The following is a 23,172-nucleotide window of genomic DNA, read 5'->3' as shown; positions in this document are numbered from 1 at the left end:
TCTCACTCCGAACTGAGGGCCACGACAGGGTCCAGCCATGCGGCCTTGCGCGCCGGAAGATAGCCGAACAACACACCCGTCACAAACGCACAGGTAAACGCCAGCGCCGCCGGGGCCACCGTGAAAATCACCGTGACCTGAAACAGGGACGCAATCCACCCGGCCAGAAACCCACCCAGCAATCCCAACACACCACCCACGCCGCACACCACGGCGGCTTCGGTGTTGAATTGCAACATGATATCGCGGCGGCGCGCCCCCGTGGCCATGCGGATGCCGATTTCACGGGTGCGTTCGGTCACGCTGACCAGCATGATGTTCATGACACCGATACCACCGACCAGCAACGAAATCGCCGCCACAGTGCCCAGCAGCACGGTCAGCGTATTTTGCGTTTCCGTCGCCGCCGCCAAAATCGAGGCCGTATTGCGAATGCGGTAATCTTCGGTGCCATGCCGTTGCATCAGAACTTGCCCGATGGCGGCCTCGGTCTGTTCCATCAAACCAATATCACCAACACGAATCGTGATGCTGTTGAGGAAATTTTGTCCGAACAGGCGGATCATGCCGGTCGTATAGGGCACGAACACCGCATCATCCTGATCCCCGCCCCACGGGGCCGCGCCCTTGGCCCCCATGACGCCAATCACCTGGAACGGGATATTGCCGACCAGCACATAACGCCCGACCGGGTCATCACCACCGGGAAACAAAATATCGGCCACGGTTTTCCCCAGCACGATAACAGGCGCATAGGTGGACACATCACGATCCATAAAAAACGCGCCATTCGCCACCGGCCAATCCCGCGCCAGCGGGAACCCGTCCCCCACACCCTGTACCGTCGTGGAATAATCAATATTGCCGAAACGCAACGTCGCCCGACCGGATCGTTCCGGCACGACCACATCAATATTGGGTAACCCCACCAACGCCATGGCATCATCCACGGTCAAAGATGCATTATCACCACTGCTGCGCACGCCCGGCGCGCCGGGGCGGATGTTCAGCAGATTGGTGCCCATCGCCCCGATCTGGTCCAGCACCTTTTGCTTGCTGCCCTGCCCCACGGCCAGCATGGTAACAACCGCCGCCACACCGATGATAATGCCCAGCAGGGTCAACGCCGTCCGGAACAGATTGACGCGCAAAGAGCGCAAGGCGGTCTTAGTCGATTCCATGATGTCGGCCATCACACTGGCATGCGCGTTGCGATCCACATGCGGCGCAATCGCGGCGGCGCCGTCTTTGCCATCACCGCTGTCATCTGTGATTTTTCCATCACTGATGCGAATAATGCGCTTGGCATGGGCCGCCACTTTTTCATCGTGGGTAATTAAAATCACCGTGCGCCCTTCGGCATGCAGGGATTTGAGGAGGTCCATCACCTCGGCCCCACTTTTGGAATCCAGCGCTCCCGTGGGTTCGTCGGCCAGAATAACGGGGGGATTGTTCATCAAGGCGCGAGCAATCGCCACACGCTGTTGCTGTCCGCCGGAGAGTTGCGACGGACGGTGATCCGCCCGGTCCCCCAGCCCCAGCCGCGTCAGCAAGTCCTGCGCCCGCGTGCGGCGATCCGCCACACTCAACCCCGCATAAATGGCAGGAATTTCGACATTTTCCGCCGCGCTGGCCGTGGCGAGGAGATTATAGCGCTGGAACACAAACCCGAACGTATCGCGGCGCAACGCCGCCAGTTCATCCGCATCCAGAACCGACGCATCACGCCCCAGCACATGGTATGTGCCACCCGTCGGACGGTCGAGGCAGCCAAGAATATTCATCAGGGTGGATTTGCCGGAGCCCGATTGCCCCATAATGGCAACGAATTCCCCGGCATGAATGGTCAGGTCGATATGATCCAGCGCCCGGACGATGCTGTCGCCGCTTTCATACACGCGGCTCAGGCCCGAAAGCTGCAACAGTGGCTCGCTCATAGGCGCGGCCCGCCACGGAACCCACCGGACGATGACGATGTGACGGCCAACGGCAACGCCACCTCATCCCCGGCGGACAAGCCTGATTTCACCTCGGCCATCGTACGGTTCATCAATCCGATCTGTACAACGCGGTCTTCAATCTTGCGCCCCTGCACCACGCGCACGGAATAGGCCAGCGTACCATCACCATCCTGATCCTGGACCCGCTTGCCCAAGGCCGATACGGGCAAGGCCAGAACGTTTTCGGCCTTGTTGATTTCGAAGAACATTTGCGTGCTCATCCCCGTCATCAACTGGCGATCCTTGTTATCAACATCGACCAGCACGTTGTACAGAACGACATCATTGATGGTTTCGGGGCTTGGCAAAATCTGGCGCACGGTGCCGGTCCATGTCCGTCCCTGTGACCCCAGCGTGGTAAAAGAAACCGGCATGTCCGCCTTCAGGCGCATAATATCCGCCTCGGCCACCTGTGCCCGCACCGTCATGGTGTCCAGATTGGCCAGTTGCACCAAAGTCGGGGCCTGCTGGCTGGCGTTCAGGGTTTGGCCTTCCTGCACGCTTTGCACGACGACAGTACCATCCATCGGGGCATAAATTTTGGTGTAACCCAGATTGGCCTGGTCCCCCTCCAACGTGGATTGGGCTTCGGCAATTTGTGCATCCAATGCCGCCAATTGCGCCTGTGCGATGGTCAGGGCCGTTTCAGCGTCCTGAAAATTTTCCTGGCTGACAGCTTTGGCCTTCACCAGTTTTTTATTGCGGTCAAATTTTTGTTGCGCCTGTAAAACGCTGGCTTCCTGTTCCAGACGCTGGGCCGCGAGTGTTTTCAGGCGGGCCTGATCCGCCTCGACACGCGTTTCGTACACTTCAGGATCAATTTCGGCCAGCAGATCGCCCGCCTTTACAACATCGCCCAATTCGAAATGGATTTTTTCCAACTGGCCGGACACCTGCGCGCCGACATCAACGTAATCGCGCGGCTCCAATTTGCCTTGCGCGGTGACAACATCATCAACCGTGGTGGTTTGCACCTTCACCGTCATCATGGTGGCGGCGGGATTTTTGCTGGCAGGGGCTTTCCATGCGAACCATGCCCCAGCCCCGACAGCCACCAGAACCAGCAGCGTGATCAGAACAAATTTAAATCGTCGTCTTTTGGGGCCGTTTACGCTCACAAAAACCTTCCATAACGCCGAATCGTTTTTTCAGTCAGAAAAGGATAGCGGAAATATGGGGTGAAATCATGGCAGAATCCGCCGATTTCGTGGCAAAATCCAAGGGAAGAGCGGGCGGATATGTTCAAGCCCTGTGGGTCAGCGTCCCCAGATCATCCATCCAGCGCGCCAGCCCGCCGCCAACCACCCAATCATGCGCGGTGCGGTCCCCTTTTAGATATGCATCCCACCACGCCAGACTGGCCACCTTGATGATGGTTTCATGGGGTTCGCGCAACGGGTTATCACCCAACTGGCCGCGGCTGCCATTATAAACCATGTGGTCGCCGCCGTTGAGCATCAACAAATTCTGATCCGGTCCGCCGGAGAGTTCAAAAACCTCCATACGACGATCATACCCAAATCCCTCGATCGGGCTTTCATCGGCCGTCCCCGTCATCATCAACAGGGGAATGGAGATATCTTTGTAAATCTCCGCCCGATGATCGGTCTGTACCGGGCTGGGGACCGGGCTGTATAAAATGCCGGCGGTAAAGCGTGGTTCGGCCATGCTGTATAAATGATCCGCATCGGGGCCCAATTTTTGCCCCGCCATCATCTGCGTCGTGCTGGCCCCAAACGAATGGCCCGACATACCGATGCGCGAAAAATCCATGCGTGCGCCAATCTCGGGATTATCCTTGGCCCAGAGCACGAGCTGATCCAACACAAACGGAACATCACGAAAACGGTTCAGAACGGTTTCGCGGCTGATGGTCGCGCGGCGAATGGCATCCCATGGGTGGCCGGGTTGCCCCTCCCACAGCGACGAATCCGTTCCCTTGTGCTGGACGTGCACAACGACATACCCATGCGACGATACGAAACGGCTGATAAAACCGGCGCCATCACGGCTGCCCCCCAGACCATGGGACCAGATCACCACGGGCAAAGGTTCGCCCGCATCATCAACGGGATAATAAATTTTCCATGGTACTTTGCGATCTTCGCGCGCCGGGTCGATAAAGTCACCACGCGTAATCAGGATACGGCGCGGCTCAATCGCCGGGTCGATGGAATCGTCCCAGAGCAAGGAGAGGTCAAGAGCCATAGAGATGGAACCTTACGTGTCTTTCTTGCGGAATTTATCCAGCGAGACAACTTCGCCGGTTTTTTCACCGCCATTGCCGCCACGCGTGGACGCGTCATCGTCATCGAAATCTTCACCCGGGTCCATGTCTGGGCCATCATCATCGCCCAGCGGTTGGAATTGCAGGGCAAAGTTCACCGACGGGTCGGCAAAGATGCTGATCGCCGCCAACGGGATTTCCAGACGTTCCGGAACATTGTTGAACGACAGCGTCACAGAAATGCGGCCGCCATTTTTGTCTTCGATAATACCCAGATCATAGAACTGGTATTGCAGAACGATGGTCATTTCACCCGGATAGCGTTCACGCAGATAATCCGGAATCTTCACACCCGGATAATCGGTCATGAAGGTGATATAGAAATGGTGATCACCGGGCAGACGGCCATCTTCGGCCACCTCACCAACAACCTCTTGGATGGCCTGGCGCACGACGCCGCGCAGGGCACCTTCGACCATTCTGTCATATCGCAGGATATCGTCGTCTTTCATACTGAATCTCTAAGCCTGTCGGCGGAAAAATCTGGAACGAACCTTACCCCATAGGGCAAAGCGGGGCGAATCGCCCCTTCTCCCCTTTGTGACATATCAGGATTCGGCTGACCAGCGCCCGCCCCGGAACCCGCATACTATGCTGTGGACAAGTTATTCCGCCGCTTTTCGGGCGGCCTGCCGGGCCTGCGCCTTAAGAATAGCCCGGTTTTGAATAGCCTGGGCCCGCCTTTGCTCTGCCCGGGCACGCTGGATCAGGGGGTCATCTCCGTCCCCGCGCTTGTCGGCCATGGCCAGAACATCATCATAATATTCAATCGCCTCGCCCACCCGGTCCAGATAAACGCGGTCCAACCCCGCCCTCAAAACCGCGTACGCTTCGTCTCCGCGTTTGTTCTGGGCCAGATAGGTGGCCAGACGCTGGCGCGCGGGCAAATAACGCGGGTCAAGGATCAGCGCATGCCGCAACAGACCCTCCGCATCCGGCATCCATGATGGCCAGTATGACCCGGCCATCACGGCCAGCTCCGCCTGTTGCATGTAATAAGCCGGGCGGAGCGGGTTATGGCGTTGTGCCGCGGTCAGCAGATTATCCGCCTGCGCGACCAAGGCCTGTTTTTCCGCATCATTGATACGCGATCCCTTGCCCACAATAATGCCCATCGGAATGCGCGCCGCCATGGCATAGGACCGGTCATTCATCCCCATGCCGATGCTGTGCCCTTCGTTTACCTTGGCGGCAAACCCATTCACATCATCGCGTTGGAACAGGCGCTCCGCCGTGACCAGAGCCCGTTCGCCCAGCATCGTCTGCGCCCACACACCCATCCCGGCGACCAGCGCCACGATCAACGCCAGATCGGCATAGCGATGCCCGCACAAAACGGAACGGCGCGGCGCATCCGGTGATGATGCACACACCAGCCACACCGCCATCATCAGCGGCAACACCAGCATGATTGGCAACGTATAAAACGGAAAGTCGAAAATGGCGTGCGCGACAACCGCACCGATACCACAGAATAAAACCGACGCCACGACACGCTGCGGACCATTGATTTCGGCTTTGCGCGCCCGCACCATCGCCATCACGGCAGCGACCAGAATAACGGCCATGGCAATCACGCCCACCGGCCCCGTTTCGATCAGGATTTGCAGGTAATCATTATGCGCCATAAACCCGCCGGACCATTCATCCACCGGGGTTCGCACATAGGGGTAGTGCAGGAAGAACGTGCCATAACCCGTCCCCAAAATTGGGTAGCGCGCAACAATCCCCACCGCCGCATCCCAGATCGCGGTGCGGCCCAGAATGAAATTATCCGGATGGTCGGCAATATTCCCCATACGGCTGAACAATGTGGCCTGTCCGTTATGCGAAAAGACAAGCGTCGCAATCAAGCCCAGAACACCCGCACCCATACAGGCCAGCAACGGCTTGATGTTGGCCCGCATCATGCGCGGTTCCAGCATGATCAAGACAACCATGCCCCCGACCAGAACGAACAGCCCACCACGGCTGCTGATCGTCGCCTGCGCTATCAGGATCAGCGCGATCAGGACCCAGGCCAGCAAACGCACACGCCCCACCGTAACACACGCCACGGCCAGTGCGGAAAAAATGGCGCAGTTTAAAAAGGACGCATATCCATTCGGATTTGCAAACGGTTCACGCACCTGTCCCGCGACCAGCATGTGCGGCAACGCGTAATATTGAACCAACGCCCACACGCACAGCGCCGCAATCACCGCAAACCCACACACGGCAGACACACGGATAAACCGGATCAAATCATCCCCCCGCAATGCCGCCACAGAAATGGCCAGCACCGGGAAGACCAGAAAGGTTGGAACCATCATAATGGTGATCGCCCGCGCATCGGACCACAGCACGCTGGCCACGACCCAAACCGCACTGAACGCCAGCGCCGGTAAAATCACCCCCGATGGCCACGACACCGGACGCGCCGCATACAAGACCAGACCCGCCGATAAAACCGCCGCGGTTACAGCCCCCATGCGCATCAAAATATCGTCACCGCCCAGTGCCAGTGACGCCACCAGCGCAATCCCCCATAAACAGGCCGCGATTGAGATGAGAAAAGACGGAGAACATGTTTTTTTGGATATCTGTGTCATGGGCTTATTTATAACCCATTGGCAGACCTAAAAAAATCCCCCAAATCAACGCCCCGCCTTGAACAAAGCGGGGCGTTAAATCTGGATTGGGCCCTTCATTAGGCGGCACGCCCTGTTTCAAACAGGAACCAGACGCGCCGTTCCGCTTCATCAACCCAGACTTCGATCAGACTGGCCGTGGCCATATCCCCTTTCGCCACAGCCAACTCATGGATCTCGCGCATGGATTTGATGAAGGCCAGATTGTCATCACGCAATTCGGCCAGCATGTCAGTGGGATCAACGAAGTCAGCTTCGTTTTCAAGCAAGCGTTGCTGCTGGATCAGCTGGCTGAGGGATTTTAAGGTTCCGGCCCCCAGCTTGCGCACGCGTTCCGCGACAATATCCGCCATATCCAGAAGCTCGGTCGCCTGCTCATCCAGAAGCAGGTGATATTCCCGGAAATGCGGCCCACTGATATGCCAGTGGAAATTTTTCGTTTTGAAATAGAGCGTGTAAACATCCGCCAACAGCCCGTTCATCGCCCCCGCAATTTCGGCAACCGCTTCGGGCTTCAGGACCGTCGGTGTCCGCAGTGGCGCACGCCGGCGCGCGCGCAAATCGTTAATCTTGGTGCCGGATAATTTTCGTGCTGTCATCATAGCCTCCTTTTACAAAAGACCGTCGCGCGCCATGTATGGCCAATAGACACATGGCCACGGCGCATAGATATTGCCCGCCCATACAGACGAACGTTGTTTGACCGATCCCGAAAAGAAGAAGAAGAAATGGGCCGATTCTGTTGCGAGGCTCGGCCCAGGCCCCACCTGCCGTTGTCTAGACGACAGGGATTGATTTGCAGCTACTAACTACAACTGCCTAATAAATTAGGCAGCGATAGCGACAGCAGCCTCGCGGCTGTTGTCATTCGCTACGACGAAGTTGTCGTTTGCAAATATAAAATAGCCCGATAACGGCGGTACAATGCCGAAGACAAACCATCCCTTTACCACGCGTGTCGATCCTGTTTCAGCCCCGCCAGAATTCGCTTGTGAGCGAAGCGAGCTTGAGAATTCTGAGCGCCACCCGAAGCCTTGGCGAAGGGTGGCTGTATCTTTTTGCTCAGTTCCGCCCCCCTTCGCCAAGGCTTCGGGGGACAGAATTCTCGTAACACTCGCTCCGCTCGTTAACTACGAATTCTGGTGGAGCTGCCGGGCACTGCCCCCGGGTCCACGTCGCTTATTTCGAACGGCGTTTAGCCTCATAGCCGGGCGAACCCGGCACTTATAAGTATAAGGCAAATCAGCGATTTTTCAATCATTTCCCAGAAACATCCAAAATCGATTAAATAAGAATGATTTGCATTTGCATTATAGGCCGCTTATAACCCGGCCACACCCTATTCAAACGGAGCCGCTCCATGATTATCGCCCAAACCGTAGCCCCCCACCCAACCAAAACCGGCCTGCTGCGGGTTCAGTTTAACTGTGTTGCCAACGAATCCGCGCCGCATTTTATGGATATTGATACAGTCTATATTTATATGAAAGCAGGCGAGACCGTTCAGCTGGACCTGCCCGCCAACATGGATATTCAGCAAGGCCAGCGCGTCTTGCTGTCCAAAATCGCCGAGCCCTATACGCAGCAGAACAAAGACTGGAATCTGGCCTGGACCATTGATGAACTGCCGGAACCATCGAATCTGCATATGAACATGATGCCCCCGGCCATCCTGAAGTATTAGGCGCGGGACCGTCCCCAACTTTCATGGCCGAAAACGGGGCAAAACCTTGCCGTTTTGCCCCCCATCCCCCATGTTGAAGGGACGAGGATTTAATCATGCAGCAATATCACGATCTGATGACCCGCGTTTTGGAAACAGGCGCGAAAAAGGAAGACCGCACCGGAACCGGAACGCTCAGCGTATTCGGCCATCAAATGCGGTTCGATCTGGCAGAGGGATTCCCGGTGGTCACGACGAAAAAACTGCATTTGAAATCGATCATCCATGAACTGCTCTGGTTCCTGCAGGGGGACACCAATATCAAGTACCTGAAGGATAATGGCGTTTCCATCTGGGACGAATGGGCCGATGAAAACGGTGAACTGGGCCCCGTCTATGGCCACCAGTGGCGCAGCTGGCCCACACCGGACGGCCACCATATCGACCAGATTTCAAACCTGATCCACCAGATCAAAACCAACCCGGATTCCCGCCGCCTGATCGTGTCCGCATGGAACGTGGCGGAAATTGGCAAGATGGCGTTGCCGCCGTGCCATTGCCTGTTCCAGTTTTATGTCGCGGATGGAAAACTGTCCTGCCAACTGTATCAGCGCAGCGCGGATATCTTCCTGGGCGTGCCGTTTAACATTGCATCCTATGCCCTGTTGACCATGATGATCGCGCAAGTGTGCGGATTGAAACCGGGTGAATTTATTCATACGCTGGGCGATGCGCATTTGTATTCGAACCATATTGAACAGGCGAAATTGCAATTGTCGCGCGACGCGTTCCCGTTGCCGGAAATGCACATGAACCCGCACGTCACGAACATCTTCGATTTCAAATTCGAAGATTTCGAACTGGTCGGGTATCAAGCCCACCCATCCATCAAAGCCCCCATTGCGGTTTAAAATTATATGAGCAACGAACCCGTTATCTGCGCCATCGCGGCCATGGCCAAAAACCGCGTGATCGGGCGCGACAATGCGTTGCCGTGGCATATTCCCGGCGACATGCACCATTTTAAATCCGTCACCTCGGGCAAGCCCGTTGTGATGGGGCGCATGACGTATGAAAGTCTGGGCCGCCCGTTGCCGGGCCGCACCAATATCGTCATCACATCCAACCGCGATTACCGTTTTCCCGCCGCGCACCGCGATGGCAAGAACCCACCGATGATGGCCTTTACCATTGATGCCGCGATTAACGATGCCATCAATGACGCGTACCGCCGCAATGTGGATGAAGTGTTCGTGATTGGCGGCGGCCAGATATACGAAGCCGCCATGCCGCGGATTCAACGCCTGTATCTGACGATTGTTGATCTGGAGCCCGAGGGCGATGCGTTTTTCCCCGCCATCAACATGGATGAATGGACGGAAACGGCGCGCACGGAATTACCCGGCAACCCGTCTTGCGTCATCCTGACGCTGGAGCGCAACTGACCCCATAACGGCGCGCGCCAGCGCACGGTAACTTTGCGCCTCGGCCATATCTGGGCGGGCGGACACAACCGGCGTTCCCGCATCCGACAGCATACGAATTTCGGCCTGCAACGGAATTTCCGCCAGCAACGGCACGTTCATTTTTTCCGCTTCATCCCGCGCACCACCATGCCCGAAAATATCGGTGCGGGTGTTACAGGACGGGCAGCAGAAATAGGACATGTTTTCGACCAGCCCTAGAACCTTCACGCCGACCTTCTCAAACATTGCAATGCCTTTGCGCGCGTCGATCAGGGCGATATCCTGTGGCGTTGAAACAATCACGGCGCCGGAGAGTGGCACTTTCTGCGCCAGTGTTAATTGCGCATCCCCCGTGCCCGGCGGCATATCGACGACCAGAACATCCAGTTCGCCATCATTGCCCGCCCAATCGACATCTTCCAAAAACTGACGGATGGCGGATTGGATCATGGGGCCGCGCCAGATCATCGGCGATGACGCGTCGACCAACATCCCCATCGACATGGCCTTCACACCATGCGCGACATGCGGGATCAATTTTTTCGTATCCTGGTCAACCACCGGGCGCGGCGCGTTTTGCAGGCCCAGCATCATCGGCACGCTGGGGCCGTAAATATCGGCATCCATCAACCCGACCTTCAATCCATCCATCGCCAATGCAACGGCCAGATTGACGGCCACGGTGGATTTTCCCACGCCGCCTTTGCCCGACGCCACGGCAACAATGTGCTTGATCGGCAATTTTTCACGCAACGGGGCCGGGCCTTTTTTCATCGACGGCGCAGGGCCATCGCGTTCAGCGGTCAACACCGCCGTAACCTTCTTCACCCCGGCAATCGCGGCGACGGCTTTTTCCGCCTGCATCCGCACCGCTTCCATCGCACCCGCCTGCGCCGGGTCGATCAGGATCAGGAACAGCACATCGCCGCCGCGCACCTGTAACCCGGAAATGCGATTGGCCCCGACCAGATCCAGACCCTTCGCCGGGTCGATCACGGTGCGCAGTGCGTTCAAGATTTCGTTTTCCGGAATATTCTTCTGAATCATGGCAAACCCGTATTCAGTACCTGTTGCGGTTGCTTTCCCGCGGAAAAAAGCTATTGTTAGAGGGCTTTTTAAAGCGCATCAAGATTTTTCAGAAAAAAGGACCAGCCCATGCCCGGCCCGAACGATCCGAACAACAATAATCCCAATAAAAATCCGTGGGGTAACCGCGGCGGCGGATCCGGTGGTGGCAACGGCGGCGGACCACGCAACCCTTGGGGTGGCGGTTCTGGCGGTGGCTCAGGACGCGGTCCCGGTGGCGGCGGTGGCGAAATCCCGCCCGACCTGGAAGAACTGCTGAAAAAAGCGCAGGCCAATCTGCGCCAGGCCTTGCCCGGCGGCTTTGGCCCGACAAAATTCATCGTTCTGGGCCTGCTGGCCGGTGCCGCCTTGTGGCTGAGCAGCGGCTTCTATTACGTCACCCCCGGTGAAAACGCGGTGATTACCCGCTTTGGCGCATGGAACCGCACGCAAACGGAACCGGGCCTGGGTTATCGCCTGCCCTATCCGATTGAAGAGGGCACGGTTTTGAACGTGACCGTTGATCGCCGCGTGCAAATCGGTTTCGTCGATGCGATGGGCCGCGAAGGCACAGGCAAACGCGATATTCCGGAGGAAAGCCTGATGCTGACCGCCGATGCGAATATTGTCGATCTGGATCTGGTTGTTCTGTGGAACATTGAAAACGCCGAGAACTACCTGTTCAAGATCAAGGACCCGGACGCGACGTTGAAGAAAGTTGCCGAAAGCGCGATGCGCGAAGTGGTTGGCCAAACCAACCTGCAACCGATCATCACCGGCAACCGTAACGAGGTCGCCACCCGCGCCCAGAAAATCATGCAGGATACGCTGAACACCTATCAATCCGGCATTTCCATCAAACAGGTCGTTATTCAGGAAGCCACGGTTCACCCGGACGTCCTGGACGCGTTTGAAGACGTTGTCGCCGCCATTCAGGACGCCGAGCGCTTCCAGAACGAGGCCAACATCTATCGCAACGACATCATTCCAAAGGCCCGCGGTGAAGCGCAACGCATGTTGCAGGAAGCGGAAGGTTACCGCCAATCCACCATCGCCCGCGCCGAGGGTGACGCCGAACGGTTTAATTCCGTTTATCGCGCCTATCTGGAGGGCAAGGATGTCACGCGTGAACGCATGTATATCGAGGCGATGGAATCCGTTTTGAAGAACGCGCAAAAAATCATCATGGACAAGGATGGATCGGACGGCGTTGTGCCGTATCTGCCCCTGAACCGGATTGCGCCCGCCGCTGGCAACGCCACGCCGGACGCCGCGCCCGCAAAAACGACCGTCACACCGTAATCACAGGATAAAATGACCATGAAACCCTCACACGCCGGTGTTTTGATTGCTTTGGCTGTCGTCGTTATGGGCGCGGCCCTGTCCGTGTTCACGGTGCGCGAAACCGAACACGCCATCGTTCTGCAGTTTGGTGAACCCAAACGCGTCATTTCCGAAGCGGGTCTGCATTTCAAACTGCCGATGATCCAGAACGTGCGATATTTCGACAACCGTATCCTGAGCGTTGATCCGCAAACCCAGCGCATGAACTTGTCATCCGACAAATCCAGCCCGCTGCGCGTGAAGGATGAAGATCTGGAGATTTCGGAAGAGCAGAAAGAAGCGTTGGAAAAACTGACCACGGAAGTCAGCGGTGAACCGATCAATGTTGAATCCTTCGCCCGCTACCGCATCGTTGACCCACTGCTGTTCCTGCAGCGTATGGTGACCGAAGATGTTGCCGAACAGCGCATTCGTGCCGTGATGGAGGGTGCAACCCGTGACGTTTTGGGCCAAACCACACTGCGTACCCTGTTGTCCCCGCGCCGTGCGGCCGTCATGAATGAAATTCGCGACCGTGTGAACACCGCCATGGCCGATCGCGGCGTTGAAATCGTCGATTTCCGCATCGCCAAGGCCGATCTGACCGACACGCTGCGCACATCGACCGTCAGCCGTATGATCACCGAACGGAAAGAAAAGGCCACCGAAACCCGCGCCACGGGTCAGGAACTGGCCCTGCAAATCCGGTCCAAGGCGGATAAAGAACGCGCCATCATTCTGGCCGAAGCGGAAAAAGACGCGCAGATCGTTCGTGGTCAAGGTGATGAAACCGCCATCAAGACCTATGCCTCCGCGTTTAACAAGGACAAGGATTTCTACGCGTTCACCCGTTCGCTGGAAGCGTACCGCAATACGCTGGGCGATCCGGCAACGCAATTGATCCTGTCCCCGGATGGTGCGTTCTTCCGTTATTTTAATAACGCCCCGTAAATGGCTTTTGCGGCCTATATCCTGACCGCCTTTTGCCTGATCTTTGTGATCGAGGGGCTGATGTACGCCCTGTTCCCCGATATGGTCCGGCGCATGATGGCCATGGCCATCATGTTGCCCGTCCAGCGTCTGCGCGTCTTCGGGGCCGTGATGGCCGCCAGCGGATTATGCCTGATATGGATAATCCAGGCGCTCATGGGGTAACAATCCCTGCCCCTCACCTGCACCCTTGCCATTGACCTGCCGGGCCGCAAAGCCTAATTTTAGTGCAGGATTTTTGACACCCCTTCCATGAGGATGACCATGCGTACAACGCTTCGTCTTGCCGTTCTTTCAACCGTTTTGGGCACCGCCCTGGCCTTGTCCGCCCCCGCTTTCGCGGCTGGCCCCGGCGGCGCGATCACCCCCGACGTTAAGACCCCGGCCTTCAGCGGCCCGGCCAGTCTGGCCGATGAGGTTGAGGTCCTGTTGCCTGCGGTCGTCAATATTTCATCGACCCAGCGCGTGCAGGTGATTGAAGATATGCCCGACATGCCGCATTTCCCGCCCGGGTCCCCGTTCGAAGATTTCTTCGAAGAATTTATGGGCCAGCAACAGGGGGAAAATGGTGCTCCGATGGCCCCGCCCGCATCGCTGGGCTCCGGCTTTATCGTTGATGCGGAAAAGGGATACGTCGTGACCAACGCCCACGTCATTCAGGACGCGGACGAAGTGCGCGTAACCCTGCATGACGACACCACCATGCCCGCCGAAGTTTTGGGCAAGGATGAAAAAACCGATCTGGCCTTGTTGAAAGTCACCACGACCAAGAAACTGACCGCCGTGAAATTCGGCGACAGCGGGCAAATGCGCGTCGGTGATTGGATCATCGCCATCGGCAACCCGTTTGGTTTGGGTGGCACGGTCACGACCGGGATTATTTCCGCCCGCGCCCGCGACATTCAATCGGGTCCGTATGATGACTATATCCAGACCGATGCCTCGATTAACCGCGGCAATTCCGGCGGCCCGATGTTTAATTTAAACGGCGAAGTGATCGGCATTAACACCGCCATCTATTCCCCGACGGGTGGCTCCATCGGGATTGGCTTTGCCATTCCGTCCAATCTGGCCCGCCCGGTGATTGACCAGCTGGCCAAATACGGCAAGACCCGCCGCGGCTGGATGGGTGTCCGTATTCAGGAAGTGACCGAAGACATTGCCGAAAGCCTTGGCCTGGAAAAAACCGGCGGCGCATTGGTGGCCAGCCTGACCCCGACGGGTCCGGCGGAAAAGGCCGGATTGAAGCAGGGTGATATTATCCTGAAATTCGACGGCAAGGATGTCACCGCCATGCGTGGCCTGCCCCGCATTGTGGCTGAAACCGACATCGGCAAGGATGTCGAGGTTGAATTCTGGCGCGATGGCAAAATGAACAAAACCAATGTCATGGTCGGCGAACTGGAAAAAGCCGAGGAAACAGGCCTGCTGTCTGACGAGCCGGGCATTGAAACGCCCGAGAAAAAAGGATCGGGCGTGGCCGTTGAATCCGTCGGCCTCACCTTCTCCGCTATCACCAGCGAAAATCGCACGGAGTTCAATATTCCAACCGATGTCACCGGCGTGATCATCAGCGCCGTCAAACGCGGATCGGAAGCGGCGGAAAAAGGGTTCATGGTGGGTGACGTTGTCATCGAAATCAACCAGCAACCAGTCAGCGACGCCCGCGACGCCGCCGCATTGATCCAGGCGGCGATTGACAGCAAGCGGAAGAAAATCCTGCTGCTGATCAGCCGCGAGGGCAATACACGCTTTGAGGCTCTGGATCTGGACCGCAAGCCGACGCCGTCCGAGAAAAAGAAAGATCGCGTCGAGAAGGCCCCGAAACAGGACGCCCCGATTGAGGAAACAACCGACGCAGAGAAGGACGATACGACCGTTGAATAAACAACGCATCGTCATTATCGGCGGACCCACGGCCAGCGGTAAATCAGCGCTGGCCGTTGCGCTTGCGCAAAAATTGAATGGTGTTGTTATCAACGCCGATTCCATGCAAGTCTATGACGCCCTGCCCCGCCTGAGCGCACAGCCCGATGCCGATGATCAGGCGGGCATTCCCCACCACCTCTATGCCGCCATGGCCCCATCGGACATTTGCAGCGCGCAGATCTGGCGCAAAATGGCATTGGAGGAAATCGCCAAAGCCGCATCGGACGGCAAAACCCCCGTCATCGTCGGCGGCACAGGATTTTATATGAAGGCCCTGACCGACGGCATGTCCCCCATGCCCGATGTTCCCGTCGCCGTGCGCAACCGCGCCATCATGATTATTCGCAGCGAAGGGTTGGCCGCGTTACAGGCCGATCTGGCCCGGCGCGACCCCGTCATGGCCGCGCGCCTGCACATGAACGACACGCAACGCATCACCCGCGCATGGGAAGTGATCGAAGCCACGGGCAAAAGCCTGGCCGAATGGCAATCCGCCCCGGCGGAACCGCCGCCCGCACATTTGACATTTGATTTTATCGCCCTGACCCCGCCGCGCGATTGGCTGCGTGAACGGTGCGCCTTGCGCTTCCACCACATGATGGATCGCGGCGTCATGGATGAAGTGGCGCAATTACAGGACCAGATTGATGCGGGCACCGTGGCCGAAACAGCGCCCATTACCAATGCACTGGGATTCCGTCCCTTGCGCGCCCTGATGCGCGGGCGGTTGCCGCGCGATATTGCCATTGAACGATCGATCAACGAAACCCGCCAATATGCGAAGCGGCAAGACACATGGTTCCGCCACCAGATCGCCGCCACCGGCGCGGTGCGCGCCCTGCATCGGCTCGACATGCCCGATGCCAACCATCTGCCCGCATCGTTCTGGGACGCGCCTTAAACAAAACAGCCACAGCAGCTTCGTGTTTTCACACACTCCCGTCCGCGCTAAACTTAACGCAGACCGATTCGTTTTCTCATTTCAAAACATCAGGATAAAATTATGAAAACAGCCATTCGCTTTATGCTTTTGACCGCCTGCGCCCTGACCCTCGCGGGTTGTGTGAACCGGGACCAGGCCGATGCGACATTGGCCAAGGGGTGCGCGGCAGGTGTGGCGGCGCTGTTGCCGGAGGGCACAACGCTGGGCGACGTCCGCAAATCTGAATTCTCCGCCTCACCGGAAGGGCCGAACACGCGTCACGTGGCCATCACCGCCGTGACCATGGCCGGATATCTGGAACAGGAAGCGACCTATGAATGCATCTTCGAAGAGAGCTTTGGGTTCATGAATGCGAGCCACACCGCATCGATCTATCAGGTGCGCGTCAATGATCAAATCTACGGCAAGTCCGGCAACCAGATTCAGGGATCGTTCGACGATTTCGTGAAACTGACCGACGCCATCCGCAAGGCGATGTACTAACACCATGAGCACACGCCCCGTTACCGTCCATTCCACCGGCGAAGGCCGTTACGTTCAAGCCATTGAATGCGGCCCACACCGCTTGGTCGCCGACGAAGATCGGAACGCGGGCGGGAATGATCGCGGCCCTGATCCGTACGGATTTTTGATGGCGGGGCTGGGCGCATGCACGTCGATGACCTTGCGTATGTATGCGGATATGAAGGGCCTGCCCCTCACCGGCGTTGATGTTGAATTGACGCATGAAAAAATTGAGGTGGATGGTGAGAAGCGGGACCGCTTCACCCGTGAAATCGTTCTGCACGGCCCGGCATTGACCCGTGGCGACCGCGAAAAGCTGATCGAGATTGCGAATAAATGCCCCGTGCATCGCACGCTCAGTTCACAGGTCATCATTGAAACGACCGATGTGACCCAATAAAAAACGCCGGATTTGATCCGGCGTTTTTTATTCGTCAAAATCCATTACTGAATTTGCAATCCGTGCGCGGTGTAAATGCCCACCGCTTTCTTCGTGCGCCAATCATACAGCATAAACATGCCGTCGGGTTTCGACGATGTAATCTGGTACACCTCATCCACCGTGCGGGCGACGCGGCGTTTATCGAAGCCGGAGAGGTGATAGAAATTCGGGCCGACCTCCAGCACCGGAACATCATCATCCACATACTGGTCGCTCAGAATATCGGCGGAATAAAATCCCTTCAGCAAATCCTGCGTTGATCCCTTTTGCGCGACCCAGTCGGCCGGTTTCCAGATCTTGTGGTCCCACTGGGTGTTGTGCGGGTCTTTGCCGTTTTCCAGATAGGGTTCAAAATCCATGTTCTGCCAATGGGATGGCCACCAGCCCCAGATGGTCGGCTTGGGCTCGGCCTGCGCCGGCAGGGCCATCATCAGGCCCACGGCAAACGCGGCGGAAAACAGAATTTTATTCATATATTTCATGGTGTTAATAACCCCAAAAGGATCATAAGGATGGATCAGGCGGACACGGCCCAAACGTGAAAATTCAGGCCTTTGTTAATGTAATTATGGTACAGTGAAAATATGATTAAGGCCATACAGATCGCGTTATCCGGATTAAATGCCGCATCCACACGGGTGAACATGGCCGCGAGCAATATTGCCAATATGACCAGCGGCGGCGCGGTGAAGGGCGGAAACGGCCCCGCCCCCTACACCGCCCAGACGGTTCAGCAGGAAGCGAATGCGGATGGCGGCACATCCGCCACGGCCATTCCGAAAAACCCGCCTTTCGTTCCGTCCTACGCCCCGGATTCCCCGTTCGCGAACAGCGAAGGTGTCATCGGCGCCCCGAATGTCGATCTGGCCGAAGAGGCCGTGAATCTGAGCCTGGCCGAAACCACCTACAAGGCCAACATCAAAACCATCCAGACCGCATCCGACATGATGGATGAATTGCTGGATGCGTTTGACAAGCGTGTTTGAACCACGCCTTCCGCACCGCAACACCACAATTCACGGTTTACGCCCCCGCATCCCTGCGCTAGTCTTCCCTGCATAATTTAAAAAAGATAACAGGGATACGCCTTCATAATGACCCTTCCGACCGATTTCGAATCTGGCCGCCGTGACGCGCTATTACAAATTCGCGTTCTGTTTGACATTGATATTGGCGAAATCGCCTCGACCGCCGTTGTGGATTTCACCGGCCCCGGCGCGAAACAGGATGTTTTAAGCCCGCTGATTCAAATCTGCCGTCGCCTGACCAAAATGCACATGCGCGCGGTGAATGATGCGCTGACCGCACTGGAATCCGGTCATTCCGTTTATGCCATCACCGGCCAGACATCCATTCCGACCTACCGCGCGATTGTGGGTGGTGATTACAACGCAGGAATTTTGTCGGCGGCGGAGGATATGGTCGTCCTGCTGGCCACCATCGACACCACGAAAGTGTTTACCCCGCCGACCCTGGCCCCAAATGCAACCGATGGCGTGAACCCATTGATGGATGTCGATTTCAGCAAAATCTGCGCCTATAACCACGCGCTGTTGACCGACAGCCTTTTCATGCGCATTCACGAACGCATCATCGCCAAAACAAAAAAACCGATTGATATTGCCTATGACGATGGGTACGGCGAAGACGCCGCGCGCAAACGCTCGCTCAGCGACATATTCATGACGATATTGCGCAACCAGCGCCATTATCTGGATCGTTTCGGCATGCGCCGTGATAAAATGACCCCGTGCTGGCCGCCATTGCACGTGGCCCCGGTTGCGCCTGATCATCATAAAACGCAGGCCCCGGCACCCACGGCAAAACCCGCCGCAACAACCACCATCACCCGCATGGATGATGCAACACTGGACCAGCCCAATGACGCGATGGCCTATGCCACGGGGTTCAGCTTTGGCTTGAAACTGCTCTACAACGCCTTGCAAACCACGCATTTCAACGCTCTGGCATCATCGCGCGGCTATGCCGATAATGTGGGCCGTGACAGCGTGTGGGGCGGCATCATCGCCGATGTTGCGACCCAAGAATTTTCCATCCTGCGCGACACGATCCGCGAACGGATGAACGACACAACCGCCCAAGGCCCCGGAACATCCAACACAGATGGATTGATGGGGGCCCTGCACTGGGGCTTGCGCGAAATCGATCGCATTAAAACGGATGCGACCCGCGCCCGCCACAGCGACCTGACCGACGATGCATGGACCTATATCATCGAAACCATCCATCCATTCTGGACCAGGACGGCGCAGGATATTGTGTTGAAGATGGCGCAGGATAAGAAACCGGGAATGGAACCACGGCCTTAAAACCCTAGGTCAGAAGATATTCAATATCTAAAATCTCAATCACTTCAGCCCCGACGTCCGTGCGCACAGTGACTTCGTCGCCCACTTGGCCCTTCATCAACGCGCGGCCCACGGGGCTTTGCCAGTTGATTTTGCCGTGGGTCAGGTCCGCTTCATCCACGCCGACCAGCTTGACGGTCAATTCCGTGCCGTCTTCGCGGGCATAGGTGACTGTGGCGCCGAAGAAGACGCGATCAAGCCCCTGTTGTTTTTTCGGGTCGACCACTTCGGCATCTTCGGTGCGTTTGGTCAGATAGCGAATGCGACGGTCAATTTCGCGCAGGCGTTTTTTGTTATACAGGTAATCGCCATTTTCCGACCGGTCGCCATTGCCCGCAGCCCATGACACGATTTCGGTGATGCGCGGCCGCTCTTCGCGCAACAGAAAGCGCAATTCGCTGGCCAATGTTTCATAGCCTTCGGGCGTCATGTAATTTTTGACACCGGCGGGCAGCGCGTCAATTTCATCGCGGTCTTCGTCGTCCGCACCGTCGGTTTCTTTGGTGAAGGCCTTGCTCATACCCGTTACCCTTGATCAATAATGCGGCGGGATATCCAACGCGGCCTGTTCAATCGAACTGAGGCCCTCGCGCTCACCATCCGGTGTGGCGGATTCCAACGCTTTCACGCGCCCCAGCGCCATATTCAAATCGCGGCGCAATCGGTCGATTTCACCCCATTGGCGCGTAATCATATCGTTCAGGTCGGCAATCTGCCGATCCTGATGCGCCATGGCGATTTGCAATTCTTCGATTTTGGAATCCATTGGCCCGCATTATCCTTTATGTGCTTACCCTTGTATTATAGCAGAAAAGCACACCAAACAACCGGGCAAAACCCTTTTCAGACCCCTGCTCAACCCCCTATAATCACGGCACAATTTTCAAAAGGCGTTTGCACTATGACCGATCTATCTCCCACCGACCTTTATATCGGGTCCCGCTCCGACGACACCGCACGTACCGGAGGTTCTGCGCCTGAAATACGCCAACCGCCACGGGCTGATTGCCGGGGCCACGGGCACGGGCAAAACCGTCACGTTGCAGGGCATGGCGGAAAGCTTTTCCCGCGCCGGTGTGGCCGTGTTTTTGTCGGATGTGAAGGGCGATTTATCCGGCCTGGCGCAACCCTCCGACATGCCGGATTTTGTGACAGAGCGCGCCGCGAAAATCGGCTTCACCGATCAATTCCGGGCGGAGGCCTTTCCCGTCGCATTCTGGGATATTTTCGGGGACAAGGGCCTGCCCCTGCGCACCACGATCTCGGAAATGGGGCCGGTGTTGTTGGCCCGCATCCTGGAATTAAACGACACACAGGAAGGCGTTTTGAACATCGCCTTCCGTCTGGCGGATGAAGAAGGATTGTTGCTGCTCGATCTGGACGACCTGCAAAGCCTGCTGGTGTTTGTGGGGGAGAAGGCGAGCGAACTGTCCCTGCAATACGGCAATGTCAGCAAGGCGAGCATTGGGGCCATTCAACGCAAATTACTGCAATTGGAGGATCAGGACGGCGCGAAATTTTTCGGCGAACCCGCGCTCGACCTGCATGATTTCATGGCCATTGCGCCCGATGGCCGCGGCATGATCAACATCCTGAACGCCGAAAGATTGATGCAGACACCGCGCCTGTACGCGACATTCTTGCTCTGGCTGCTGTCCGAATTGTTCGAGGATTTACCCGAAATTGGCGACACCGACAAACCGAAACTGGTATTCTTCTTTGACGAAGCACATTTGTTGTTCGATGGCGCACCCAAATCCTTGTTGGATAAAATCGAACAGGTGGTCAAATTGATCCGGTCCAAAGGGGTCGGCATTTATTTCGTCACCCAAAACCCCGCCGATATTCCCGAGGCGGTGTTGAGCCAGTTGGGCAACCGCGTGCAACACGCTTTGCGCGCCTTTACCCCGCAACAGCAAAAGGACATTAAACTGGCCGCGCAGACCTATCGCGAAAACCCCGACTTCAATGTGGCCGACGCCATCACGGATCTGGGCGTGGGTGAAGCTTTGGTGTCCACATTGGAAAAAAGCGGCCAGCCCTCCATCGTGCAAAAGACCCTGATCCGCCCGCCCTTCTCCCGCGTCGGCGTGGCCGATGAAACCGTGCGCACCCAGCGCATTGCAAACAGCCCCCTGCACAGCAAATACGCCACCACCATCAACCGCGAATCCGCCGCCGAGTTGTTGCAAAAACGCGCGAGTCAAAAAATTGAACAGGCGGAAAAGAAAACCACCACCCCCAAACAAACCCCACGCAAATCCACCCGCCAAACCCCGACGGAAGCCTTCATCAAATCCGTCGTCCGCACCATCGGCAATCAAGTGGGGCGCGAAATCATGCGCGGGATTATGGGGTCGATACGGCGGTGAAAATCACGCATTTAAAAAACCCCTCCGCATCGGAGGGGTTTTTTAAATGGTGCCGGTGGAGAGGATTGAACTCCTAGCTTTTGGTCTAAAAATCATAAGCAATAATAATGAAATCAGCGTTTATGTACATTTAACCTAAGATTCTTCTTTTTCCAGTTACTACCGATTGCGCCTGTTTCTTTACAGCCTATTGCTCCTGCTGCGCTCCTGAAAAATCGGCATTTACAGGCTCCTGTGTACACTTTGCATTCTCATGACAGTACAAAGAGGTCTCAAAGAAACTAATCTGGGTCAATGGCCATGCAAAACCAAAAATAAAAGCCGCCGCCGATACAGAAAGGCTTATCACCCATGCGCCTTTATACCACCGACTAAATTTCCATGCCCTCTCTGCTTGATTGTGTTCCTTTTGCGATTTTTCGATCATTATGTTGCGCTCTTGATTTGCGTCATCTGCCAATCGTTGCGGCGAAGAAATCACTACAGGTATAACCTTAACCGCTGTGTTCAGCTGATCTCGATTATGAGCAGCGGCATAATGTTCCCCAAGCGCATCTGCCCGCAATGAAAGAAAAAGCAAGCTGGCTCCAGCACCCACCACACCCACAAGAAAGGACCACAGAGATAGTTGAAGAAAAACAAGCGTAGAAGATGGGTCCGGCAAGCTTGTAGCCAAAGACACCATAGAAATCGCTCCGCCTGCGGAACCAACCCCCAACCAAATATGTAACTGTTTCTTGTAGGCTTCACTCTCCACGCTTTTGTTCTGAACAACGCGCTGCATATCGCTGATATCTGTATTCATCAAGGGTGTTCTTCTTCAGCTTCTTTTGCCGCCTTCATTTGCTCGGCTTTTTTCTCCAAATCTGCAATTACTTGTTTCGCATGATCTGATTGCAGCATATGGGGCGCGATACTCACGGCATCAGATAATCCAAAAACTATTATTAGTTCATCACGCACATCACGACCCGGCATCAGATAATGGCTTTGCGTTAAGCCACTCGACATTCTTCCATCGCGTGTAACCCATACACTCCTGACCTCATTTGTCTGCGAATGTATTCCATAATAGACATTCGTGCATTCATCTTGCTTTTTTTTAACCATTGGCCAGCCCCGATAAATTTGAAGTCCGTTTAGACTAGAAAAATATTAAGTTTTTGCGAACCAGAATCCTAAAATTCCG

At 56.3% G+C, this 23,172-nt stretch carries 25 protein-coding genes; 13 read left to right on the top strand and 12 right to left on the bottom strand.

The window, feature by feature from the left end; genetic code table 11:
- Positions 1-2 precede the first annotated feature (2 nt).
- The 6 genes from A11S_RS01870 to A11S_RS01845 form a co-directional block, all read right to left on the bottom strand.
- On the bottom strand, positions 3-1,937 hold the full coding sequence (locus A11S_RS01870) for a MacB family efflux pump subunit (protein ID WP_041802347.1): 1,935 nt from the start codon (positions 1,935-1,937) through the stop codon (positions 3-5).
- The gene (locus tag A11S_RS01865; RefSeq protein ID WP_015466788.1) at positions 1,934-3,118 is read right to left on the bottom strand and encodes an efflux RND transporter periplasmic adaptor subunit; all 1,185 of its coding nucleotides are present in this window, start codon (positions 3,116-3,118) and stop codon (positions 1,934-1,936) included. The genes A11S_RS01870 and A11S_RS01865 overlap by 4 nt, the downstream gene beginning before the upstream one ends.
- A gap of 124 nt (positions 3,119-3,242) precedes the next feature.
- A complete protein-coding gene (locus A11S_RS01860; protein ID WP_015466787.1) occupies positions 3,243-4,208 on the bottom strand; it encodes an alpha/beta hydrolase family protein in 966 nt (321 codons plus the stop codon).
- 12 nt (positions 4,209-4,220) lie between these two features.
- Entirely contained in the window at positions 4,221-4,739 is a 519-nt protein-coding gene (locus tag A11S_RS01855) for an SspB family protein (RefSeq protein ID WP_015466786.1), read from the bottom strand.
- 153 nt (positions 4,740-4,892) lie between these two features.
- Entirely contained in the window at positions 4,893-6,800 is a 1,908-nt protein-coding gene (locus tag A11S_RS01850; RefSeq protein ID WP_015466785.1) for an O-antigen ligase family protein, read from the bottom strand.
- Positions 6,801-6,976: 176 nt separating this feature from the next.
- Complete coding sequence (locus tag A11S_RS01845) at positions 6,977-7,519, bottom strand: Dps family protein (protein ID WP_015466784.1); 543 nt, start codon at positions 7,517-7,519, stop codon at positions 6,977-6,979.
- Positions 7,520-8,277: 758 nt separating this feature from the next.
- On the opposite strand from A11S_RS01845, the gene A11S_RS01840 reads away from it, so the two are divergent.
- From A11S_RS01840 to A11S_RS01830, 3 genes are all read left to right on the top strand, one after another.
- Positions 8,278-8,601, top strand: coding sequence for a hypothetical protein (locus tag A11S_RS01840; RefSeq protein ID WP_015466783.1), 324 nt, complete (start codon positions 8,278-8,280; stop codon positions 8,599-8,601).
- Between the two features lie 95 nt (positions 8,602-8,696).
- Positions 8,697-9,491: a thymidylate synthase gene (locus tag A11S_RS01835; protein ID WP_015466782.1), complete on the top strand. Its 795-nt coding sequence runs from the start codon at positions 8,697-8,699 to the stop codon at positions 9,489-9,491.
- Between the two features lie 6 nt (positions 9,492-9,497).
- Entirely contained in the window at positions 9,498-10,025 is a 528-nt protein-coding gene (locus tag A11S_RS01830) for a dihydrofolate reductase (RefSeq protein WP_015466781.1), read from the top strand.
- Here A11S_RS01830 and A11S_RS01825 read toward each other — a convergent pair.
- Entirely contained in the window at positions 9,978-11,093 is a 1,116-nt protein-coding gene (locus A11S_RS01825; RefSeq protein WP_015466780.1) for an Mrp/NBP35 family ATP-binding protein, read from the bottom strand. The two genes, A11S_RS01830 and A11S_RS01825, sit on opposite strands and share 48 nt — an antisense overlap.
- Positions 11,094-11,201: 108 nt before the next feature.
- On the opposite strand from A11S_RS01825, the gene hflK reads away from it, so the two are divergent.
- From hflK to A11S_RS01790, 7 genes are all read left to right on the top strand, one after another.
- Entirely contained in the window at positions 11,202-12,413 is a 1,212-nt protein-coding gene (gene hflK / locus A11S_RS01820) for an FtsH protease activity modulator HflK (RefSeq protein WP_015466779.1), read from the top strand.
- 12 nt (positions 12,414-12,425) lie between these two features.
- Positions 12,426-13,385 carry a protease modulator HflC gene (hflC, locus tag A11S_RS01815; RefSeq protein ID WP_015466778.1) on the top strand — a complete coding sequence of 320 codons (960 nt, stop codon included), beginning with the start codon at positions 12,426-12,428 and terminating at the stop codon, positions 13,383-13,385.
- Positions 13,386-13,589 (top strand): DUF2065 domain-containing protein, encoded by a 204-nt coding sequence (locus A11S_RS01810; RefSeq protein WP_015466777.1) that lies wholly within the window; start codon positions 13,386-13,388, stop codon positions 13,587-13,589.
- Positions 13,590-13,688: 99 nt separating this feature from the next.
- Positions 13,689-15,311 (top strand): DegQ family serine endoprotease, encoded by a 1,623-nt coding sequence (locus tag A11S_RS01805; protein ID WP_015466776.1) that lies wholly within the window; start codon positions 13,689-13,691, stop codon positions 15,309-15,311.
- Positions 15,304-16,254, top strand: a complete 951-nt coding sequence (gene miaA / locus A11S_RS01800; RefSeq protein WP_015466775.1) for a tRNA (adenosine(37)-N6)-dimethylallyltransferase MiaA — start codon at positions 15,304-15,306, stop codon at positions 16,252-16,254. Before A11S_RS01805 ends, miaA begins: the two co-directional genes overlap by 8 nt.
- A gap of 102 nt (positions 16,255-16,356) precedes the next feature.
- A complete protein-coding gene (locus A11S_RS01795) occupies positions 16,357-16,779 on the top strand; it encodes a hypothetical protein (protein WP_015466774.1) in 423 nt (140 codons plus the stop codon).
- A gap of 4 nt (positions 16,780-16,783) precedes the next feature.
- A complete protein-coding gene (locus tag A11S_RS01790; RefSeq protein WP_015466773.1) occupies positions 16,784-17,200 on the top strand; it encodes an OsmC family protein in 417 nt (138 codons plus the stop codon).
- 44 nt (positions 17,201-17,244) lie between these two features.
- On the opposite strand, the gene A11S_RS01785 is transcribed toward A11S_RS01790, so the two are convergent.
- Positions 17,245-17,724 carry a hypothetical protein gene (locus A11S_RS01785; RefSeq protein ID WP_235067969.1) on the bottom strand — a complete coding sequence of 160 codons (480 nt, stop codon included), beginning with the start codon at positions 17,722-17,724 and terminating at the stop codon, positions 17,245-17,247.
- Positions 17,725-17,826: 102 nt separating this feature from the next.
- Between A11S_RS01785 and A11S_RS01780 the strand changes: the two genes are divergently transcribed.
- Positions 17,827-18,228, top strand: a complete 402-nt coding sequence (locus tag A11S_RS01780) for a flagellar basal body rod protein FlgC (RefSeq protein ID WP_041802346.1) — start codon at positions 17,827-17,829, stop codon at positions 18,226-18,228.
- Positions 18,229-18,336: 108 nt separating this feature from the next.
- A complete protein-coding gene (locus A11S_RS01775) occupies positions 18,337-19,572 on the top strand; it encodes a hypothetical protein (RefSeq protein ID WP_015466769.1) in 1,236 nt (411 codons plus the stop codon).
- 4 nt (positions 19,573-19,576) lie between these two features.
- Here A11S_RS01775 and greB read toward each other — a convergent pair whose 3' ends face one another.
- Positions 19,577-20,131 (bottom strand): transcription elongation factor GreB, encoded by a 555-nt coding sequence (greB, locus tag A11S_RS01770; protein ID WP_015466768.1) that lies wholly within the window; start codon positions 20,129-20,131, stop codon positions 19,577-19,579.
- A gap of 15 nt (positions 20,132-20,146) precedes the next feature.
- Positions 20,147-20,377: a SlyX family protein gene (locus A11S_RS01765; protein WP_015466767.1), complete on the bottom strand. Its 231-nt coding sequence runs from the start codon at positions 20,375-20,377 to the stop codon at positions 20,147-20,149.
- A 142-nt stretch (positions 20,378-20,519) separates the two neighbouring features.
- On the opposite strand from A11S_RS01765, the gene A11S_RS01760 reads away from it, so the two are divergent.
- Entirely contained in the window at positions 20,520-21,983 is a 1,464-nt protein-coding gene (locus A11S_RS01760; RefSeq protein WP_321162815.1) for a helicase HerA-like domain-containing protein, read from the top strand.
- A 187-nt stretch (positions 21,984-22,170) separates the two neighbouring features.
- Here the strand turns inward: A11S_RS01760 and A11S_RS01755 are convergent, their stop codons facing one another.
- Together A11S_RS01755 and A11S_RS01750 are read right to left on the bottom strand one after the other, a co-directional pair.
- Complete coding sequence (locus tag A11S_RS01755; RefSeq protein WP_041802344.1) at positions 22,171-22,788, bottom strand: hypothetical protein; 618 nt, start codon at positions 22,786-22,788, stop codon at positions 22,171-22,173.
- The gene (locus tag A11S_RS01750; protein ID WP_041802343.1) at positions 22,788-23,093 is read right to left on the bottom strand and encodes a hypothetical protein; all 306 of its coding nucleotides are present in this window, start codon (positions 23,091-23,093) and stop codon (positions 22,788-22,790) included. Before A11S_RS01750 ends, A11S_RS01755 begins: the two co-directional genes overlap by 1 nt.
- Positions 23,094-23,172: the final 79 nt, after the last annotated feature.

Origin of the sequence: Micavibrio aeruginosavorus EPB, assembly GCF_000348745.1 — a bacterium.
Lineage (GTDB): Bacteria > Pseudomonadota > Alphaproteobacteria > Micavibrionales > Micavibrionaceae > Micavibrio > Micavibrio aeruginosavorus_A.
Note: the sequence above shows the minus strand (reverse complement) of the source record. Positions and strands in the feature narration are given on the sequence as shown.

Excerpts from the sequence above, each read along its gene's own strand:
- A11S_RS01870 (WP_041802347.1), bottom strand. The coding sequence starts at position 1,937 with ATGAGCGAGCCACTGTTGCAGCTTTCGGGCCTGAGCCGCGTGTATGAA.
- A11S_RS01860 (WP_015466787.1), bottom strand. The coding sequence starts at position 4,208 with ATGGCTCTTGACCTCTCCTTGCTCTGGGACGATTCCATCGACCCGGCG.
- A11S_RS01855 (WP_015466786.1), bottom strand. The coding sequence starts at position 4,739 with ATGAAAGACGACGATATCCTGCGATATGACAGAATGGTCGAAGGTGCC.
- A11S_RS01845 (WP_015466784.1), bottom strand. The coding sequence starts at position 7,519 with ATGATGACAGCACGAAAATTATCCGGCACCAAGATTAACGATTTGCGC.
- A11S_RS01840 (WP_015466783.1), top strand. The coding sequence starts at position 8,278 with ATGATTATCGCCCAAACCGTAGCCCCCCACCCAACCAAAACCGGCCTG.
- A11S_RS01835 (WP_015466782.1), top strand. The coding sequence starts at position 8,697 with ATGCAGCAATATCACGATCTGATGACCCGCGTTTTGGAAACAGGCGCG.
- A11S_RS01830 (WP_015466781.1), top strand. The coding sequence starts at position 9,498 with ATGAGCAACGAACCCGTTATCTGCGCCATCGCGGCCATGGCCAAAAAC.
- A11S_RS01825 (WP_015466780.1), bottom strand. The coding sequence starts at position 11,093 with ATGATTCAGAAGAATATTCCGGAAAACGAAATCTTGAACGCACTGCGC.
- hflK (WP_015466779.1), top strand. The coding sequence starts at position 11,202 with ATGCCCGGCCCGAACGATCCGAACAACAATAATCCCAATAAAAATCCG.
- hflC (WP_015466778.1), top strand. The coding sequence starts at position 12,426 with ATGACCATGAAACCCTCACACGCCGGTGTTTTGATTGCTTTGGCTGTC.
- A11S_RS01810 (WP_015466777.1), top strand. The coding sequence starts at position 13,386 with ATGGCTTTTGCGGCCTATATCCTGACCGCCTTTTGCCTGATCTTTGTG.
- A11S_RS01805 (WP_015466776.1), top strand. The coding sequence starts at position 13,689 with ATGCGTACAACGCTTCGTCTTGCCGTTCTTTCAACCGTTTTGGGCACC.
- A11S_RS01795 (WP_015466774.1), top strand. The coding sequence starts at position 16,357 with ATGAAAACAGCCATTCGCTTTATGCTTTTGACCGCCTGCGCCCTGACC.
- A11S_RS01790 (WP_015466773.1), top strand. The coding sequence starts at position 16,784 with ATGAGCACACGCCCCGTTACCGTCCATTCCACCGGCGAAGGCCGTTAC.
- A11S_RS01785 (WP_235067969.1), bottom strand. The coding sequence starts at position 17,724 with ATGAAATATATGAATAAAATTCTGTTTTCCGCCGCGTTTGCCGTGGGC.
- A11S_RS01780 (WP_041802346.1), top strand. The coding sequence starts at position 17,827 with ATGATTAAGGCCATACAGATCGCGTTATCCGGATTAAATGCCGCATCC.
- A11S_RS01775 (WP_015466769.1), top strand. The coding sequence starts at position 18,337 with ATGACCCTTCCGACCGATTTCGAATCTGGCCGCCGTGACGCGCTATTA.
- greB (WP_015466768.1), bottom strand. The coding sequence starts at position 20,131 with ATGAGCAAGGCCTTCACCAAAGAAACCGACGGTGCGGACGACGAAGAC.
- A11S_RS01765 (WP_015466767.1), bottom strand. The coding sequence starts at position 20,377 with ATGGATTCCAAAATCGAAGAATTGCAAATCGCCATGGCGCATCAGGAT.
- A11S_RS01755 (WP_041802344.1), bottom strand. The coding sequence starts at position 22,788 with ATGAATACAGATATCAGCGATATGCAGCGCGTTGTTCAGAACAAAAGC.
- A11S_RS01750 (WP_041802343.1), bottom strand. The coding sequence starts at position 23,093 with ATGGTTAAAAAAAAGCAAGATGAATGCACGAATGTCTATTATGGAATA.